We start from the raw sequence: 17,501 nt of genomic DNA, 5'->3' as shown, positions 1-17,501 counted from the left end.
GAATAGCTTATACCCCTGTAACTCCTCGCGAATAACCCATAGTGCGTGCAGCCTAAGCTAAGCTGCTCAAAATCTAAATCTAGCCTCTCCCATCTTGCATTATAATTCCTATCTTTCGCCCCAAAAGAAGACTACTTTTCGAGATGGCCAATTTTAAGCAAGATTTACGTAAGGTAAAGGCGTTTGCCTTTGATGTTGATGGAGTTTTTACCGATGGCTCGGTGTTTATCCATCCCAGCGGCGAGATGCTTCGGGTTCAAAATACGCGCGATGGTTATGCCGTTCAGCTGGCGGTGAAGCTGGGCTTCCCAGTTGCCATAATTTCCGGTGGAAATGGCGAGTCGATGCGCCCAAGGTTTAAAAGCCTCGGGGTAACCGATATCTACCTTGGCTCGCACGATAAGATGGACGATTTCACCGATTTCTGCTTTAAGTACGATCTGAAGCCCGAAGAGGTGCTTTACATGGGCGATGATATCCCCGACATGGCGGTGATGCAGAAGGTGGGTATGCCTACCTGTCCTGCCGACGCTGCTCCCGAGATCAAAGAAATAGCACGCTACATCTCCGATTGCCCTGGTGGAAAGGGCTGCGTGCGCGATGTTATCGAGCAGGTACTCCGTCTGAATGGCAAATGGCTAACCAATACTACCTCCAATGTACAATCTATTTAAGCTAATCCGCCTGAACAACCTGGTGATGATCGCCATCACCCAGTACCTAGTTCGCTTTTGCATCATCGCTCCAATTCTTAACATCAAGGGGCTATCGCTACAGATGTCGGAGTTTTGGTTTGCCATGTTGGTGCTGGCTACGGTGCTGCTTGCTGCCGGAGGGTACGCCATTAACGACTACTTCGATACCAAAACTGATGCCATAAACAGGCCTAAGCGTGTCTTGGTTGGTAAAAAGTTCACTCGCCAGTTTGCCATTAAGCTGCACTTTACGCTTAGCACCATTGGTTCGCTGCTTGGCATTGCAGCATCCTTCTACGTGGGTGCTTGGCACTATGCGCTAATCTTTCCGCTGGTTGGAGGTCTGCTTTGGTTTTACTCTACAACCTATAAGGCGCAGCTGCTTATCGGGAACATTATTATTGCGCTAATGGCGGCAATGGTTCCGCTCATTGTGCTGATGTTTGAGTTTGCCCGAATAACCAAGACTATCCTTATCGTAATCCAGCAAAATCAGATAAACCTTAATGCCATTGCCTACTGGGTGATTGGATTCTCCTTTTTTGCCTTCATCACCACGTTTATTCGCGAGGTGGTTAAGGATATGGAGGATTTCGAAGGCGATCTTGAAACCGGTCGCAACACCATCCCTGTGGCTTACGGAATAAAGAGCGCTAAGGTGGTTGCTGCTATCTGTATTGTTCTTGAGATGGTGTTCATCTACTATATTTACTGGCGATACCTGTCGGTGCTACCTTCCGGCAAGCTCGATTGGCTTTCGTTGGTATATATCACCATTACCCTTGCCATTCCTTTTGTAGTTCTACTCTTTAGGGTGGTGATGGCAAGTAAGGTCGCTCATTATAAGCTGGCAAGTTTGCTGGTGAAGCTCATAATGCTTGCAGGCGTGTTTTATACGGGTGTATTCTACATTGTCCTAAACAAGGTATACCAATTCTAAAGGATTTTTGCGGCTAATTTTGTTGGGTGCAGGGCGTATTGCTCTGCATCTTTCGGTATGCCGCCTTATTTTTTAATACGGGCTGTAGATGAACAGCCCATTGCTATCGACTAAACTGCTATGCTTCGTAAAAAGAGGGAACATCCAAAGGAAAAGGCTAAACTGCATCCACGAAATCGGCATCGCGAGCGCTACGACTTTGAGCTGCTGGTGGCAAGCTGCCCGGAGCTAGCCCCGTTTGTTAGGATCAACGAGTACAACGACCAATCGGTAGACTTCTTTGATCCCGATGCGGTAAAGATGCTCAACAAGGCGCTGCTAGTGCACTTCTACGACATTAATAGCTGGGATATCCCTCAAGGCTACCTTTGCCCGCCAATACCAGGCCGGGCTGACTACATCCATCATATTGCCGACTTGCTGGCGAACTGCAATGGGGGAGAGGTGCCGTCTGGAAGTAAGCTTGTGTGCCTAGATGTTGGCGTTGGTGCTAACTGCATTTACCCAATTATTGGGCGTAAAGAGTATGGCTGGGCGTTTATTGGTGCCGATGTCGATCCCGTCTCTGTAGCTTCGGCTAAAGGCATTGTTTCGCAAAATCCTTGCCTAGAGGGTTGGGTGGATATCCGGTTGCAGCCTAACGCAAGCAGCTTCTTTCGGGGAATTATTCGTGCTGATGAGCGGGTCGATCTTACCATCTGTAACCCACCTTTTCATGCATCGATGGCCGACGCTCAGGCAGGCTCTATTCGCAAGCTGCGAAACTTGGGGAAGAAAGGGGGTGCCAAGCCAACCTTAAACTTTGGAGGGCAGAGCAACGAGCTGTGGTGCGATGGCGGTGAAGAGCGCTTCGTTCGCAGCATGATAAGTCAGAGCAGGCAGTATGCCTCCTCCTGTTTATGGTTCTCAACCCTAGTCTCGAAGGAGTCGAATTTGCCTAGCGTATACCATGCACTACGAAAGGTGGAGGCGGTTGAGGTTACTACCATTCCCATGGGGCAGGGTAATAAAATAACGCGTATCGTTGCTTGGACATTTCTTTCCCGCGAGCAGCAGCAAAGTTGGGCTGCCGAAAGGTGGTAAGCCGCTAGCATTATGTATAGCAAGCAGACACTAATAAATTTAGAACAATGAATTGGCTGATACTTGTAGTTGCCGGACTGTTTGAGGTTGGCTTTGCAACCTGCCTTGGCAAGGCAAACGAAACCGTTGGGCTTATTTCGAAGCTGTGGTTTGGAGGCTTTTTGCTCTGCCTTTCGCTGAGCATGCTGCTGCTTTTGCAGGCTACCAAAACGCTACCTATAGGAACCGCTTACGGTGTTTGGACTGGTGTAGGTGCCGTTGGCTCCGTTCTTGTTGGCATCTTCTACTTCAACGAGCCCGCAACCTTTTGGAGGGTGTTTTTCCTAACCACCCTTATCATTTCGATAGTTGGGCTGAAGGTTGTATCAAATTAGGTCGTCAGTAATTTTGCATAGGTAAGACTAAATAGAAAGCCCGCAGAGCCGCTGCTACTTGGCGGGCTTTCTAGCAGATGGCTATGAACGTGTATTGTATGTTTTTTTTGTGTTGTTATATTCGATAAATGGGAATGCTTACTCTATAAATCAACCTCTCTATTATTATGCATTCGCGCTGCAACCAAGTGTAATGAGTAGTAAGCCATATGACATGGTGTAACCCCAATTTTTCCGATCATCCTTTTTCCCGATTTGCAAAAAAAGCACCCCTAAGGGTGCCTTCAAAGAAAATGTTAGCTCATGACACAAAAGGTGCATCACTGCACGAATATTGTAAATATCTCGCTAAGGTTTATCTTTCCGTTGGTTCCTACGTATCCAGCCCTAACGGCCTGTTGAGTTCCAGGAGTTAGCCCTGTTATGATGGCTGTATGCTTGGTGGATAGAACGTTGTTCCACTCTTTTATGTTAGCAGATGCTGGCATTGGAGCATGGTAGATGCAGTACACCCTGGTATTCTTCTGTACAGGAACCTCTACAATAATTTCGCCATGAGCCATACCTGACTTTAGCTTTAAGCTTGTAGGGGCTGGGAATTCAGGATAGCTTTCGGCCTCTTTGCGAGTTGGAAATCCCGAAGACTTTAAAATCATAAGATTGCCTTCTGCCTGTTGGTTTACGATCTTGGCAATGGTTGAGGTTGTCTCTAGCAGCTTGGCCCGAGCAATATTCTTTGCGGAATATTCAACCTTGCCCCCGTTTTCGCACTTCGCCTTTGCGTTGGTTAGCGCAATGATGTCGTTGTTATACGATTCAAGCTGTCCTTCTTTAAAGGTGAAGTACTTATTCCCCTTCAGATTGCTGTAAGTCGCATTTCCGATGTTAAGCAGCTCGTAATCCGAGCTGTTGTCGAAGAAAGTGTTGATGCTGTTCTTTTCCATATGCTAATGTTTTTTGAGTTTATGAAGGCATATTACGGCGACTTTAATTAAACTTCCACTAATACTTTACGATAAAATTTAAAAATAGTTAATTCACGGATGTTTTTTTATTTGGAAATAGTCAGGCTATAATGCTATGTTGAAGGTGTTATACTTCGAATACCCATTTATGGTAGTTCGTTTTGTTTCCTTTTTGCAGCATAAACGGTTGTTTTTTCTGAAACAATAGATGTTTCTACGCTGAAAACATTTATTGCTACAGCAAAAACATCTATTGCTGCACAGGAAATAAATATTTCTACGCTAAAAACAATTCTTTCTTTGCTGGAAACAACTATTTCTTCGTAAGAAACAAATCTTTCTTCGCTGGAAACAACTATTTCTACGTAAAAAACAAATCTTTCTTTGCTGGAAACAACCATTTCTACGCTAGAAATATCTCTTAATGGAAGAAGAAAATACCTTAAATATTATAGAAATGGATAATATAGAGTTGATATCTAGGTTTTTATTAATTTAGAGTGTTGTGTGTAATTGTTTTCTGTCTGTTTGTTGCATCTCCATTCATTAGGTGTCATATTATATTGGTAGAACCATTGTAAGTAGTTGTTCAATCTGTCTACTTCAACGCTTTCCCTAACTCCAATTATGCTATATTATTACTCCTATATGGTTTATGTTTGCGCTAATATTTACTGTCATACCTTGCTCTACAACAGCAACCGCTATAGCTATTTTACCTACTTTTGGATGGCTGAAAAAATGGGGGAGAAGTGCAGCCCTATATCAAGGCTTTAACCCGCAAAACAGGATATAATGCAAAAAAACGCAATAGGCGATAAGTTTAATATCATACTGGCTTCTAAGTCACCACGTCGCCGCCAGCTGCTAAGGGATGCTGGTTTCGAGTTTACCCTTGCCGACAGCTTCGAGGTTGAAGAGGTTTACCCCGATACCCTTGCTGCCGAGGAGGTGGCCGAATACCTCTCCAACCTAAAGGCTGATGCCTACCCCGTAGGCATAAAGGGTAACGAGGTACTCATAACCTCCGACACCGTGGTGGTTGCCGATGGCGAGGTAATGGGCAAACCCGCCGACTACGACGATGCCTTTAGAATGATACACAAGCTTTTGGGTAAGATGCATAAGGTTATTACGGCTGTTTGCATTCGCTCGGCCTCTAAAAAGCTATCTTTCTCCGACGAGTGCGACGTTTTCTTCGATGAGCTTTCGGATGAGGAAATAGACTTCTACCTCCGCCACTATAAGCCCTACGATAAGGCTGGCGCCTACGGTATTCAGGAGTGGATAGGCTACATTGGTATCTCCAGGATCGAAGGCTCCTTCTTCACCGTCATGGGATTCCCTATCCATAGGGTTTACCAGGAGCTGAAGAAAATGGAGTAGTTGATCCAAAACAGATATTCGGAGATACAGAGGGCACAGATATAGGCACAAGACGCAAGTATCAAGACACAAGATGAAGTATGAATAATTTAGTGCCCTTGGTGATATCCTTAGAGTTCTTTGTGGTAAATATAATCCGTGTAAATCCGTACAATCAGCAAAATCAGCGTTCGAAAACAACAATCAAAAACCATCAATATGAAAAAGCTGGCGATAAGCCTGCTGCTACTGGCAGCACTAGGAGGTAAGGTGCGTGCTGACGAGGGCATGTGGCTTCCCATCTTTGCCGAAAAGTACAACCTAAAGGCCATGCAGGCCAAAGGGTTTAAGCTGTCGGCTCAGGATATCTACAACGAGAACCAAAACTCCCTAAAGGAGGCTGTAGTAATCTTTGGTCGTGGCTGTACGGGCGAGATTATCTCAAAAAATGGATTGGTTATCACCAACCATCACTGCGGCTTCGACAACATCCAAAAGCATAGCAGCGTCGAACACGATTACCTGAAGGATGGCTTTTGGGCCTACACTGCCGAACAGGAACTTCCTAATCCTGGTCTTTCTGTTAAGATCCTAGTTCGTATGAAGGACGTTACCTCCGAGGCCTTGCAAGGGGTAAATGGCCAAATGTCGGAGAGCGAGCGTCAGAATATCATCCGAAAGAACAGTAAGGCCATTGTTGCAGAGGCAAAGAAAGGTAATGGTTACCTTGCTTCGGTTGAGGCCATGTTTTACGGCAACCAGTACATCCTTTTCGTGTACGAGGAGTATAAGGATGTTCGCTTGGTAGGTGCTCCACCATCAGCCATTGGCAAGTTCGGTGGTGATACCGACAACTGGATGTGGCCCCGCCACACTGGCGACTTCTCCATGTTCCGCATCTACGCCGACAAGAACAATCATCCTGCCGATTACTCGCCAAACAACGTCCCCTACACCCCCAAGCGCAGCCTAAAGGTATCGCTTAAGGGCATTAAGGAGAATGATTTTACCCTTGTATACGGCTATCCTGGCAGAACGCAGGAGTATTTGCCCGCTTCGTCGGTGCAGCTGATCACCGAGGTTAGCAATCCTAACAAGATACGCCTTCGCACCAAGCGTCTGGATATTCAGAATGCCGAAATGGTGAAAGATCCTGCCGTACGCATTAAGTACGCTGCTAAAAACGCCTACATTGCCAACGCCTGGAAGAAGTGGCAGGGCGAGCTAAAGGGGCTTATCCGCTTAAGAGCCGTTGAAAAAAAGAAGGAGTTTGAAGCCACCTTTACCACCTGGGCTAAAAATATCGGGAATGCCGATTACGCTTCGGTTATCGAAAAACTCGATGCCAACAACGAGGCTTCGAATCAGCTAACCGTTGCCAAGGACTTCCAAGCAGAGGCTCTTTATGCTATCGAAGCCGTTCGGTTTGCATCTTCATTCGATTCGCTGGTCGTCTACTCTAAGGCGAAGAATGCCGATGCTGCAAAGATCAGCAAGCAGATTGATAAGCTGAAGGATATAGCTGAGCCTTACTTTAAGGACTACTTTATGCCTATCGACCAAAAGACTTTTGTTGCCATGATGGAGGAGTTCGATGCCAATGTACCATCACAGTTTATGCCTGCACAGGTTCAGAGCCTCAAGGCAAAGTATAAAGGATTTGCTGCAATGGCTGCGAAGGTCTACGCTAAGTCTGTCTTTACCGATAAGGCTCGTTTCGATGCCTTTGTGAATGGCTACACCGCAAATCAGTATAAAAAGGTAGAGGCCGATCCTTTATATATGCTGGTAATGTCGGTTCGCGATATGTATAAGGATGCTGTTGATGTTCCTTTAGCCCAACTTCGCAACGAGCAAGACCTCCTTTTGCGCACCTACATGAAGGGACAGATGGAGTACCAACCCAACAAGGTATTCTATCCCGATGCCAACTCAACTTTAAGGATATCCTACGGTAAGGTAGAGGGGTATAAGCCAGTAGATGCCGTTAAGTACGAGTATCAGTCAACCATCGAAGGCATCATGCAGAAGGATAATCCCAACATCTACGATTACGATGTTCCTACAAAACTTCACGAGCTTTACGCAAAGAAGGATTATGGCAGATATGCCGTTAACGGCACCATTCCAGTTGCCTTTACTGCCAGCAACCACACCACCGGCGGCAACTCAGGTAGCCCTGTACTCGATGGCGATGGTAACCTGATAGGCGTAAACTTCGACCGCTGCTGGGAGGGAACCATGAGCGACATCATGTACGATCCAGATCAGTGCCGCAACATTATCCTAGACATTCGCTACGCTATGTTTCTTATCGATAAGTATGCCGGCGCTAAGCGTCTGGTTGACGAGATTGATGTGGTAGAGTAGTGCCTTATAGTAAGGTGTGTTTTCGGTGTAATGATCAAACTTCTTTTAAGAAGCTTAAGAAATTGAAGTAAGTTTTACGAAGCTAAAATAATTCGGAAGGTAAAGAGGTTAAAGAATAGAGGCAACTCCTAATCAAGGCTCTTAATCGCCTCCTTGCGAGGGGGGAGGGGCGGGGTTTTCTATGATTCATCCATGGTAGTTGTTGCTTCATAGTTCGATATTTACGCTGCATTCACATTATAGTATTATGGATTAAGGGAGCCTAAGATGTTTTGGGCTCCCTTGCTATATCCGTTCTATCATGAATCTACCTTAGTCAATCCTTTTGAACTTTTACCCTCTTTTTTACTTTTATTGTTGTAAATATTATTAATGTTGTAAAATTAAGCTATATTTCGCTTTGTAGAAAATGGTTGTTTCCAAAACTAAAACCTATGAAGCTATCTGAAGTCGTAAGCCTTGTTCAAGCGGATGTTCTTTGTGGAGAAGATAAGCTAGATCAGATCGTTCGTCATGGCTTTTCTTCCGATCTAATGAGCGATGTGCTTACGCTATCCACCAACGATGTTATGCTCATCACGGGCCTTGCCAACCTGCAAGCCGTTCGAACCGCCGAGATGTCGGATATTCCTGTAGTACTATTTGTTCGAGATAAGCAAATCAGCAGCGATATTGTTGATTTAGGAAGAGATTTGGGGTTGGTGTTGCTTCGAACCAAGTTTTCCATGTATAAAACGGCAGGATTGTTGTTCAATGCTGGATTACAGCCTGTGTTTTAGCATATGCAGCTCGATTACAAAGTAGAGGGGGGCGATTTTGCTCGGGCAGGATGGGCATCTAGTCAGGTGAAAAAGGTGCTTAAGCAGCTCAATATCGACCAAAGCGTGATTAAACGCGTTGTGGTTGCGCTATACGAGGCCGAGGTAAATATCGTTGCCCATGCCTACCGGGGCGTTATTACGGTAAATATCGATGCCGAAAAGATTAGGATGAAGCTTGAGGATGAAGGTCCTGGAATTCCCGATATTCCACTGGCAATGCAAAGAGGGTATTCTACCGCATCGCCACAAGTACGCGAAATGGGCTTTGGGGCCGGGATGGGGCTTCCCAATATCGACACCAATGCCGATGTATTTGACATAAAAACCGACCTTGGAGTTGGAACTACGCTTGATATTACGATTAACCTAAAAGCACAAGTGGAATAGGATATGAGCACACCGAAATTTTTTCATGCCTTGAAAATATTGGAAGATGTTTGCATCGGATGCTCACATTGTGTACGAGTTTGCCCTACCGAGGCTCTGCGCATCAGGGATGGCAAATCGCATCTTTATCCAGACAGATGTGTCGACTGTGGCGAGTGCTACCGCGTTTGTCCTGTTAACGCCATCATCAACTATCACGACGATTTCGATAAGATATTCAAGTATAAGCATCGCATTGCGCTTGTTCCATCCATTGTGTTGGGGCAGTTTAAGGATGGCATAGAGCCCGAGCATGTGTTTACGGTGCTTAAAGGATTAGGCTTTACCGACATTTGCGAGGGCGAAGAGGGGGCGCGTCTTCTTGCGGAGCTGGTCAACCAGCGTGTTGCCGATCGAACTGTTGAGCATCCTGTGATATCCTCGTTCTGTCCGGCAGTTGTTCGTCTTATTCAGGTAAACTTTCCGGGACTTACCCCTAACATCATGCCAATAAAGGCGCCGCTCGACTTCTCAGCTATGTACATCCGTCAAAAGTATCGTGAGATGGGCATTGATGATGACGATGTTGGAATCTTTTACATTACGCCTTGTGCTGCAAAGATTGTAGCCATCGTTTCGCCTGTTGCGGTCGATAACTCGGGCATCAACGGCTTTATTAATCTCGACTTTATATATAATAAGGTGATGAAGGTAATAAAGTCGACGGGTGGCGCAAAGAATATTGCTCCCGATCGCAAGTCGAACCTTAACGGTAAGCAGATGCTTTGGTCGCTCACTGGTGGAGAAGCAGCCTGCATAAAGGGACGATCGCTGTCGATTGATGGAATGAAAAACGTAATCGACTTTCTGGAAAGGTTGGAAAACGACGAGGTCGAGAACGTTGACTTCCTTGAGCTGCGCATGTGCGATCAAAGTTGTGCCGGAGGTATTCTTGCGCCTGCCAACCGATTCCTTGTTGTGGAGCGAATGCAAAAGCGTGCCCGAAATGTTGATGCAAGCACGCTAACTTTTGATATTGATAGCTACTCCGATATGCTAGAAGCCAATGCCTTCACCGAGGATGTTCGCCCACGAACCAGTCTCCGTTACGACATAGATGTAAGTAAGGCAATCGCAAAGATGGAGAAGGTGAGAAGGCTTATGTGCTTCCTCCCTGGTATTGATTGTTCCGTTTGCGGTGCACCAACCTGTCAGGCGCATGCCGAGGATGTTGTCCAAGGTCGTTCGGTTATTACCAACTGCATATTTCTCCAGAAGAAGCTCGAAAACCAGCGGCTGCTCGATAGCAAGCATGCGCTGAGAATGATAGAGAAAATTTGGGGTAAAGATAGATTCGATAAAGATTGTACTAAAAGAGGAAAGAAGAATGAAGATCGCTGAAATTGTAGATAAGCTAGGTCTTAAGGTTTGTTCGGGAGCCGAGGGGCTGGAGAATGAGGTAACCGGAGGTTATGCTTCCGACCTGCTTAGTGATGTAATGGGAAATGCGCAGACGGGTAATATCTGGGTTACCCTGCAAACTCATAAGAATATTATGGCCGTTGCAAGCCTAAAAGATCTTTCTGCGGTTGTTCTTGTAAAGGGGCTTGAGCCCGATAGCGACACAGCAGCCCAAAGTAATGAAGAGGGGATTCCAATTCTTAGCACCGAAATGGAAACATTTGATGTTGTTGGGAAACTCTTTGGCTTGTTGAACGAATCAGAACCTTTCCTTTATTACTACTGCCAATAATTGGCAGTAGTGGTTTGGATATACTACTATAGATGGTTGAATATAGAGGCGATTTGCATATTCATACCGTAATATCGCCTTGTGGCGATCTGGAAATGAGCCCAACCAACATAGTTGCAAAAGCAAAAGAGGTTGGCCTTTGTATTATTGGCATAACCGACCATAATTGTACAAAGCATGCTCCTCTTGTTCGTGCTTTAGCCGAACGCGACGGCATTTTTGTGCTGATGGGTGCTGAGGTAACTACTCGCGAAGAAGCTCATTGCCTTACATTCTTTCCAGATGAGGATTCGCTTAACCAATTTCAGTCATATATTGAGGAGAGGTTGCCTCCAATTCCTCTAAACCCTGCTATTTTTGGATATCAGGTAGTGGTAAACGAGCAGGAAGAGATCTTGGAAGAGTTGCCATATCTGTTGATATCAGGTTTAGATGCCTCTATCGAAGAGATTGAGCAAGTTGTTCATAGTTTAGGAGGACTGTTTATTCCGGCACATGTAAATAAAAACAAGTATAGCGTTATATCACAGCTCGGCTTTATCCCGTTTGACCTTAACTATGATGCTCTGGAGATATCTCAGCATACGTCTAAAGCGGAGTTCTGCAAGTTGTTTCCCTACCTCGACGGTAAACCCTTTATACAAAGTTCCGATTCTCACTTTATCGATGCTATTGGAACCGTAACTACCTGTTTTAATCTAAACGAGTTGACGTTTGATGAGGTAAAACAGGCATTTCAAAACGCAAATGGACGGTTTGTAAGGATACCTTAAGTTCCTTACATTCACTAAAAGAAACTAATTCTGATGAAAGATTTGTCGCTGCATATTCTGGATATTGTTCAGAATTCAACCCGAGCGAATGCAACACTGGTTGAAATTTTCGTCGAAGAGGATGTCAACAGAAATCTCATATCTATTACTATTAAAGATAATGGCAACGGAATGTCTCCTGATATGGTAAAGCAGGTTGAGGATCCTTTTGTAACCTCTCGTACAACCCGAAAGGTGGGGCTTGGCATTCCGCTTTTTAAGCAGAGCGCAACTCAGAGTGGGGGAGAATTGCATATTTCCTCAGCGGTTGATATAGGAACTACAGTGGTTGCAACCTTTAAGATGGATAACATTGATACTCCTCCATGGGGAGATTTGCCTGGTGTTATCTCCCTTATTGCGTCAGGGAATCCTACCGTAAATTTTATTTACGATCATTCCTATAATGGTAATCATTACATTTTCGATACCCGTGAGGTGAAAGAGATCTTGGGTGAAACTCCAATTTCTGAGCCTCAAATTGCCAATTTCCTTAAAGAAATGATTTCCGAAAACCTTGATGAAATAAAAAAATAAGTTGCGTTTGTTAATACTGTGAGAAGTTAAAATAAAGGCAATAGTCAGTATTTGTCAAGTAACAATGTGTAAGTGTAAAGTCGCTGAATAGATATATACATAACGCAAATCAAACTAAATGGTTTTAAAGGAGAAGTGAAATGATCAAACAATTAATTATATTTAATCTAAATAACAACTAGATTGTTTGCAAAAAAAGATTAATTGTAAATGTGTTCCTGTTAATAATTTCACATATATTTGGCGGCGATAGGATAAATTACGACTGGAAAACGAAAGTAAACTATGACCAAAGTTAAATCATTGGCAGATCTGAAGCAGATGAAAGCCAACCTTGAGGCTAAGGTTAACCTTAGGGAAAAGGCCGAAACGGTAGAAGACCATGTGCAGGTTAAGGTTGCAATGGCAACCTGTGGCATTGCCTCTGGTGCAAAAACCGTAATGGAATACTTAATTGAAGAGTTTGATAAGCGCGGGATATCTGCGGTTGTTACTCAAACTGGATGCATGGGCTACTGTTACGCCGAACCCACGATTGAGGTTAAGCGTCCTGGCGAAGAGCCTGTTGTATTCGGGTATGTTGATACTAAGAAGGTTGATGAAATCATAGAAAAGTACATCAAAAACGGTGAACTTGTTGATGGTATCATTCCTGTAAACTATCAGTCTATTAAATAGTACATATTAGGAGGATTCGGAATGTCTAAGTATAAAATGCATATTCTAGTATGTGGTGGTACTGGATGTAGAGCTTCGGAAAGCGACGTTATTGTTGCTAACCTGAAAAAAGAACTTGCAGCAAAGGGACTCGAAAATGATGTTCAGGTTATCATGACTGGTTGCTTTGGCTTCTGCGAAAAGGGACCAATTGTGAAGATTATGCCCGATAATACATTCTACGTACAGGTAAAACCTGAAGATGTAGTAGAAATAGTAAACGAGCATATCGTTAAGGGACGTAAGGTAATGCGTCTGCTTTATGTTGATCCAACATCCCAAGATCATATATCGGACTCCAAGCACATGGAGTTCTACAAGAAGCAAATTCGTATTGCACTTCGCAACTGCGGATTTATCAATCCTGAAAATGTTGATGAGTATATTGCTCGTGATGGTTACTTGGCTTTAGGTAAGGCATTAACCGAAATGAAGCCTCAGGATGTTATCGATGAGATTAAGAAATCAGGTCTTCGTGGTCGTGGAGGCGGTGGTTTCCCAACTGGATTAAAGTGGGATTTTGCCTCCAAGAACAAGGCAGACCAAAAATATGTGGTTTGTAACGCTGATGAGGGAGACCCAGGTGCGTTTATGGATCGCTCGATCTTAGAGGGTGACCCTCACTCCGTAATTGAGGCTATGGCTCTTTGCGGATACTCTATAGGTGCTACCAAGGGCTTGGTTTACATTCGTGCCGAATATCCGTTGGCAATTCATCGTCTTAAGGTTGCCATTGACCAGGCTCGCGAGTATGGCTTGTTGGGCGATGATATTATGGGAACAGGCTTCCGATTCGATATAGAACTTCGCTACGGTGCAGGTGCCTTTGTTTGTGGAGAAGAAACCGCTTTGATTCACTCGATGGAAGGTCTTCGTGGTGAGCCAACCGTTAAACCTCCATTCCCCGCAGAATCAGGTTATAAGGCTAAACCTACTAACGTAAACAACGTAGAAACTCTTGCTAGCGTTCCTGTAATTCTTTTAAAAGGTGCAGAGTGGTTTGCAAGCATAGGAACCGAGAAGTCTAAGGGTACTAAGGTTTTCGCTCTAGCAGGCAAAATCAATAACGTAGGACTTATTGAAGTCCCAATGGGAACCACCCTTCGTGAGGTTATCTTCGAAATTGGAGGGGGCATCAAGAATGGTAAGAAGTTTAAGGCTGTTCAAACAGGAGGACCATCTGGTGGTTGCTTGACAGAAAAACACCTTGATACTCCAATTGACTTTGACAATCTTATCGCAGTAGGCTCTATGATGGGTTCGGGCGGTATGATTGTAATGGATGAAGACGATTGCATGGTGTCGGTTGCCAAATTTTTCCTTGAGTTTACTGTTGAGGAGTCGTGCGGAAAGTGTGCTCCTTGCCGTATTGGTAATAAGCGACTACACGAACTCTTAGATAGAATAACCAAGGGCAATGGTACGCTAGAGGATCTTGATCGTTTACGCAACCTATCTCATGTAATTAAGGACACTGCTCTTTGCGGGCTTGGACAAACTTCGCCAAACCCAGTTCTTTCAACGCTTGACAATTTCTACAACGAATATCTCGATCACGTTAACGAGAAGAAGTGTACTGCAGGACAATGTAAGGCTCTGATGACCTATGTTATCGATCCAGACGCTTGTGTTGGATGTACCGCTTGTGCTCGTAATTGCCCTGTTAATGCAATTGCAGGCGAACGTAAGCAGCCACATGTTATTAACCCTGCTATTTGTATCAAGTGTGGTGCTTGTATGGAGAAATGTAAGTTTAATGCTATCAACATAAAATAGTTGAGGAATTAAAGATGGAAACTATTAAGCTAACAATAGATAACTGCCTAGTTGAAGTAGAAAAAGGAACTACTATCTACAAGGCTGCAAAGAAAATAGGAATCGATATTCCTGTTCTCTGCTACATGAACTTGGAACATCTGAACATCGAAAATAAGCCTGCTGGTTGCCGCATTTGTGTTGTTGAGGTTGAGGGTCGTAAAAACCTAGCTCCTTCGTGCAGCACCGAGTGTCTGAACGGGATGGTTGTTAAGACCAATACCATGAGGGTTCTCAATGCCCGCAAAACAGTACTGGAATTGATTCTTTCTGATCACCCTAAGGATTGCCTTACTTGTCCTAAATCTGGGAGGTGCGATCTTCAGGATATGGCTGTTCGCCTAGGTGTTCGTCAAATACCTGGTCAGGAGTTTGCCGAAATGTCTACTTATAAGGTAGACTTCTCGCCATCCATTATTCGCGATATGGATAAGTGCATTATGTGCCGTCGTTGCGAAACCATGTGTAACGACTTTCAAACTGTTGGTGCGCTTGGTGCTATTAACCGTGGTTTTATGTCGGTTGTTGCTCCTGCGTTCGAACAGGATTTGCAAAAGTCGCCTTGTACTTACTGCGGACAGTGTGTGGCTGTATGTCCTACAGGAGCCCTTACCGAGGTTGACCATACTCCAAAGGTTGTCCGCGAGTTGGCTAATCCTAAGAAAACGGTAATTGTACAAACTGCTCCTGCAGTACGTGCTGCATTGGGCGAAGAGTTTGGTATGGAACCAGGAACACTTGTAACTGGTAAACTTGCAGCTGCGCTTCGTCGTTTAGGTTTCAACTACGTTTTCGATACCGATTTTGCAGCCGACCTTACTATTATGGAAGAGGGAACTGAGTTACTTGGCCGTATCTCGAAGTTCCTAGAGGGAGATAAGAACGTTAAGTTACCTATTCTTACTTCTTGCTGTCCAGGTTGGGTAAACTTCTTTGAGACGAACTATCCTGATATGCTTAATGTGCCTTCTACTGCTCGTTCGCCACAACAGATGTTTGGCTCAATTGCGAAAACATACTTTGCAGATAAAATTGGCGTAAAGCGTGAGGACTTAGTTGTGGTGTCGATTATGCCATGTTTGGCAAAGAAGTACGAATGCCAACGAGAAGAGTTCTCGGTTAACGGTAACCCTGATGTTGATTATGCACTTTCAACTCGCGAACTTGCTCACCTGATTAAAGAGGCAAATATCAACTTTAGTGATCTTCCTGATGAGGATTTCGATCAGCCGCTTGGTGAATCGACTGGTGCTGCTGTGATCTTTGGAGCAACTGGAGGTGTTATCGAGGCTGCTACTCGTACAGCATATGAGGTATTTACCAAGAAAACGCTTGAGAAAGTGGACTTCCATCAACTTCGTGGTACGGATGGCATTCGTTCTGCTACTGTTGATTTCAACGGTACACCTATTAGAATTGGTATTGCTCATGGTTTAGGTAATGCTCGTAAGCTACTCGATAAGATCCGTAGTGGAGAAGAACAATACCATGCTATTGAAGTTATGGCTTGTCCTGGTGGATGTATTGGTGGTGGTGGTCAACCGCTACACCATGGCGATGCAAGCGTTCTTACTGCTCGTACAATGGCCATTTATCGCGAAGATGCCAATAAGCCTTGCCGTAAATCGCACGAGAATCCATATATCAAGACTCTATATGACGAGTTCTTGGGACATCCTATGAGCGAAAAGGCTCATCATTTGCTCCATACTCACTACTTCGATAAGAGCCAAAGCGAGATCATCATCACTAACGAATAGGAGAGGGTATCATACAATGTCACATATAAAGTTAGAGCTTAAGCAAAGCCAACTCGATAAAATCAAGTCAATCTGTAAAGATTTTCGTAACGATGAAGGCGAACTAATTAACGTACTTCATAAATGCCAGGAAGAATTTGGATATCTGCCTGCTGAGGTTCAGGAGGTGGTTGCTACTGAACTTAACATTTCGGTTGCAAAGGTATACGGAGTGGTAACCTTCTACTCGTTCTTCAATATGATTCCGAAGGGTAAGTATCCAATCTCAATTTGTACTGGAACAGCTTGCTACGTACGTGGTGCTGAAAAGGTGCTTGAGGAGTTTAAGCGTGCCCTTAATATTCCAGTTGGAGAAACAACTGCAGACGGGAAGTTCTCGTTGAGTTGTCTTCGTTGCGTTGGTGCATGCGGATTAGCGCCAGTGGTAACTATTGGTGATAAGGTGTACGGTCGTGTATCGCCCGATGGTGTTCGCGAGATTCTTGCCGAGTACGATAATCGCTAATTTCTATCTTGCTATAGTATATTGAAGGAGTCCTTGTTTGGGCTCCTTCTTTTTTTGTGCCTATGTGGCTTCTGCATCAACAAAAGGCTAACCCGATTGTTTTTACTGAAGAACGGACTAACAACACTTAGCGCTATGAAAGTTGGTGATAGAATACCCGAATTTACCCTCTACGATCAGGATGGTGAGACATTCTCGTCGCATTCACTTATAGGCAAAAAGAATTTTGTGCTCTTTTTTTATCCTCAGGATGGGCTTCCTATATGCATACGAGAGGCTTGTGCTTTTCGTGATGCCTACCACGATTTTGTTAAAAATAACTTTGAAGTGTTTGGGGTAAGCTCCGATAGCGAGACTGTACATAAAAAGTTTAAGAGAACCTATAAGCTACCTTATAGGTTGCTAGTTGACGAAAATGCGAAGGTGCGAGAGCTGCTAGAAGTCCCTCCGATGCTACTGGGTCTACTCCCCGGACGGGTGACTTTTGTTGTTGATAAGGAAGGTATTATTCGAAAGATATTTAATTCGGCACTTTCGGCGAGTAGCCATGTAAGGGAAGCTATCTCGACAATTAAATAATTACTAATAAGGAAACGAGACTTACCCAGGGATCATAGCCTTCT

At 44.4% G+C, this 17,501-nt stretch carries 19 protein-coding genes; 17 read left to right on the top strand and 2 right to left on the bottom strand.

Translation table 11 applies throughout. The features are described from left to right. The first annotated feature begins 143 nt into the window (after window positions 1–143). From ACHZA1_RS01440 to ACHZA1_RS01425, 4 genes are all read left to right on the top strand, one after another. Entirely contained in the window at window positions 144–674 is a 531-nt protein-coding gene (locus ACHZA1_RS01440; protein WP_320053463.1) for an HAD-IIIA family hydrolase, read from the top strand. Further along, entirely contained in the window at window positions 658–1,635 is a 978-nt protein-coding gene (locus ACHZA1_RS01435) for a geranylgeranylglycerol-phosphate geranylgeranyltransferase (protein WP_320053462.1), read from the top strand. The genes ACHZA1_RS01440 and ACHZA1_RS01435 overlap by 17 nt, the downstream gene beginning before the upstream one ends. Before the next feature lie 120 nt (window positions 1,636–1,755). Continuing rightward, a complete protein-coding gene (rlmF, locus tag ACHZA1_RS01430) occupies window positions 1,756–2,718 on the top strand; it encodes a 23S rRNA (adenine(1618)-N(6))-methyltransferase RlmF (RefSeq protein WP_320053461.1) in 963 nt (320 codons plus the stop codon). A 47-nt stretch (window positions 2,719–2,765) separates the two neighbouring features. Further along, window positions 2,766–3,092, top strand: coding sequence for a multidrug efflux SMR transporter (locus tag ACHZA1_RS01425; protein WP_320053460.1), 327 nt, complete (start codon window positions 2,766–2,768; stop codon window positions 3,090–3,092). 320 nt (window positions 3,093–3,412) lie between these two features. Here the strand turns inward: ACHZA1_RS01425 and ACHZA1_RS01420 are convergent, their stop codons facing one another. Next, on the bottom strand, window positions 3,413–4,036 hold the full coding sequence (locus ACHZA1_RS01420) for a hypothetical protein (RefSeq protein WP_320053459.1): 624 nt from the start codon (window positions 4,034–4,036) through the stop codon (window positions 3,413–3,415). A 167-nt stretch (window positions 4,037–4,203) separates the two neighbouring features. Beyond that, window positions 4,204–4,458, bottom strand: a complete 255-nt coding sequence (locus tag ACHZA1_RS01415; RefSeq protein ID WP_320053458.1) for a hypothetical protein — start codon at window positions 4,456–4,458, stop codon at window positions 4,204–4,206. Between the two features lie 394 nt (window positions 4,459–4,852). On the opposite strand from ACHZA1_RS01415, the gene ACHZA1_RS01410 reads away from it, so the two are divergent. The 13 genes from ACHZA1_RS01410 (at window position 4,853) to ACHZA1_RS01350 (ending at window position 17,457) form a co-directional block, all read left to right on the top strand. Then, window positions 4,853–5,443 carry a Maf family nucleotide pyrophosphatase gene (locus tag ACHZA1_RS01410; RefSeq protein WP_320053457.1) on the top strand — a complete coding sequence of 197 codons (591 nt, stop codon included), beginning with the start codon at window positions 4,853–4,855 and terminating at the stop codon, window positions 5,441–5,443. A 198-nt stretch (window positions 5,444–5,641) separates the two neighbouring features. Further along, entirely contained in the window at window positions 5,642–7,792 is a 2,151-nt protein-coding gene (locus ACHZA1_RS01405; RefSeq protein WP_320053456.1) for a S46 family peptidase, read from the top strand. Window positions 7,793–8,226: 434 nt separating this feature from the next. Then, a complete protein-coding gene (locus ACHZA1_RS01400; RefSeq protein WP_320053455.1) occupies window positions 8,227–8,571 on the top strand; it encodes a hypothetical protein in 345 nt (114 codons plus the stop codon). 3 nt (window positions 8,572–8,574) lie between these two features. After that, window positions 8,575–9,000, top strand: coding sequence for an ATP-binding protein (locus ACHZA1_RS01395; RefSeq protein ID WP_320053454.1), 426 nt, complete (start codon window positions 8,575–8,577; stop codon window positions 8,998–9,000). A gap of 30 nt (window positions 9,001–9,030) precedes the next feature. Next, window positions 9,031–10,380, top strand: a complete 1,350-nt coding sequence (locus tag ACHZA1_RS01390) for a [Fe-Fe] hydrogenase large subunit C-terminal domain-containing protein (protein WP_320053453.1) — start codon at window positions 9,031–9,033, stop codon at window positions 10,378–10,380. Further along, complete coding sequence (locus ACHZA1_RS01385) at window positions 10,367–10,732, top strand: DRTGG domain-containing protein (protein ID WP_320053452.1); 366 nt, start codon at window positions 10,367–10,369, stop codon at window positions 10,730–10,732. The genes ACHZA1_RS01390 and ACHZA1_RS01385 overlap by 14 nt, the downstream gene beginning before the upstream one ends. Window positions 10,733–10,764: 32 nt before the next feature. Next, window positions 10,765–11,505: a PHP domain-containing protein gene (locus ACHZA1_RS01380; protein WP_320053451.1), complete on the top strand. Its 741-nt coding sequence runs from the start codon at window positions 10,765–10,767 to the stop codon at window positions 11,503–11,505. 33 nt (window positions 11,506–11,538) lie between these two features. Further along, on the top strand, window positions 11,539–12,081 hold the full coding sequence (locus ACHZA1_RS01375; RefSeq protein ID WP_320053450.1) for an ATP-binding protein: 543 nt from the start codon (window positions 11,539–11,541) through the stop codon (window positions 12,079–12,081). A gap of 285 nt (window positions 12,082–12,366) precedes the next feature. Beyond that, a complete protein-coding gene (locus ACHZA1_RS01370; RefSeq protein WP_320053449.1) occupies window positions 12,367–12,759 on the top strand; it encodes a (2Fe-2S) ferredoxin domain-containing protein in 393 nt (130 codons plus the stop codon). Between the two features lie 21 nt (window positions 12,760–12,780). Beyond that, entirely contained in the window at window positions 12,781–14,574 is a 1,794-nt protein-coding gene (locus ACHZA1_RS01365) for an NADH-quinone oxidoreductase subunit NuoF (RefSeq protein WP_320053448.1), read from the top strand. Window positions 14,575–14,588: 14 nt separating this feature from the next. Next, a complete protein-coding gene (locus ACHZA1_RS01360; RefSeq protein WP_320053447.1) occupies window positions 14,589–16,373 on the top strand; it encodes an NADH-dependent [FeFe] hydrogenase, group A6 in 1,785 nt (594 codons plus the stop codon). 16 nt (window positions 16,374–16,389) lie between these two features. Then, the gene (gene nuoE, locus ACHZA1_RS01355; RefSeq protein ID WP_320053446.1) at window positions 16,390–16,878 is read left to right on the top strand and encodes an NADH-quinone oxidoreductase subunit NuoE; all 489 of its coding nucleotides are present in this window, start codon (window positions 16,390–16,392) and stop codon (window positions 16,876–16,878) included. A 135-nt stretch (window positions 16,879–17,013) separates the two neighbouring features. Further along, the gene (locus tag ACHZA1_RS01350) at window positions 17,014–17,457 is read left to right on the top strand and encodes a peroxiredoxin (protein ID WP_320053445.1); all 444 of its coding nucleotides are present in this window, start codon (window positions 17,014–17,016) and stop codon (window positions 17,455–17,457) included. Window positions 17,458–17,501 lie beyond the last annotated feature (44 nt).

Origin of the sequence: uncultured Acetobacteroides sp., assembly GCF_963667355.2 — a bacterium.
Taxonomy (GTDB): Bacteria; Bacteroidota; Bacteroidia; order Bacteroidales; family ZOR0009; genus Acetobacteroides.
The sequence above is the reverse complement of the archived record's forward strand: the minus strand, read 5'-3'. Positions and strand labels throughout refer to the sequence as shown.

What these genes read in the sequence shown, in the direction of transcription:
- ACHZA1_RS01440 (WP_320053463.1), top strand. Translation starts at nt 144, where the DNA reads ATGGCCAATTTTAAGCAAGATTTACGTAAGGTAAAGGCGTTTGCCTTT.
- ACHZA1_RS01435 (WP_320053462.1), top strand. Translation starts at nt 658, where the DNA reads ATGTACAATCTATTTAAGCTAATCCGCCTGAACAACCTGGTGATGATC.
- rlmF (WP_320053461.1), top strand. Translation starts at nt 1,756, where the DNA reads ATGCTTCGTAAAAAGAGGGAACATCCAAAGGAAAAGGCTAAACTGCAT.
- ACHZA1_RS01425 (WP_320053460.1), top strand. Translation starts at nt 2,766, where the DNA reads ATGAATTGGCTGATACTTGTAGTTGCCGGACTGTTTGAGGTTGGCTTT.
- ACHZA1_RS01420 (WP_320053459.1), bottom strand. Translation starts at nt 4,036, where the DNA reads ATGGAAAAGAACAGCATCAACACTTTCTTCGACAACAGCTCGGATTAC.
- ACHZA1_RS01415 (WP_320053458.1), bottom strand. Translation starts at nt 4,458, where the DNA reads ATGGTTGTTTCCAGCAAAGAAAGATTTGTTTTTTACGTAGAAATAGTT.
- ACHZA1_RS01410 (WP_320053457.1), top strand. Translation starts at nt 4,853, where the DNA reads ATGCAAAAAAACGCAATAGGCGATAAGTTTAATATCATACTGGCTTCT.
- ACHZA1_RS01405 (WP_320053456.1), top strand. Translation starts at nt 5,642, where the DNA reads ATGAAAAAGCTGGCGATAAGCCTGCTGCTACTGGCAGCACTAGGAGGT.
- ACHZA1_RS01400 (WP_320053455.1), top strand. Translation starts at nt 8,227, where the DNA reads ATGAAGCTATCTGAAGTCGTAAGCCTTGTTCAAGCGGATGTTCTTTGT.
- ACHZA1_RS01395 (WP_320053454.1), top strand. Translation starts at nt 8,575, where the DNA reads ATGCAGCTCGATTACAAAGTAGAGGGGGGCGATTTTGCTCGGGCAGGA.
- ACHZA1_RS01385 (WP_320053452.1), top strand. Translation starts at nt 10,367, where the DNA reads ATGAAGATCGCTGAAATTGTAGATAAGCTAGGTCTTAAGGTTTGTTCG.
- ACHZA1_RS01380 (WP_320053451.1), top strand. Translation starts at nt 10,765, where the DNA reads ATGGTTGAATATAGAGGCGATTTGCATATTCATACCGTAATATCGCCT.
- ACHZA1_RS01375 (WP_320053450.1), top strand. Translation starts at nt 11,539, where the DNA reads ATGAAAGATTTGTCGCTGCATATTCTGGATATTGTTCAGAATTCAACC.
- ACHZA1_RS01370 (WP_320053449.1), top strand. Translation starts at nt 12,367, where the DNA reads ATGACCAAAGTTAAATCATTGGCAGATCTGAAGCAGATGAAAGCCAAC.
- ACHZA1_RS01365 (WP_320053448.1), top strand. Translation starts at nt 12,781, where the DNA reads ATGTCTAAGTATAAAATGCATATTCTAGTATGTGGTGGTACTGGATGT.
- ACHZA1_RS01360 (WP_320053447.1), top strand. Translation starts at nt 14,589, where the DNA reads ATGGAAACTATTAAGCTAACAATAGATAACTGCCTAGTTGAAGTAGAA.
- nuoE (WP_320053446.1), top strand. Translation starts at nt 16,390, where the DNA reads ATGTCACATATAAAGTTAGAGCTTAAGCAAAGCCAACTCGATAAAATC.
- ACHZA1_RS01350 (WP_320053445.1), top strand. Translation starts at nt 17,014, where the DNA reads ATGAAAGTTGGTGATAGAATACCCGAATTTACCCTCTACGATCAGGAT.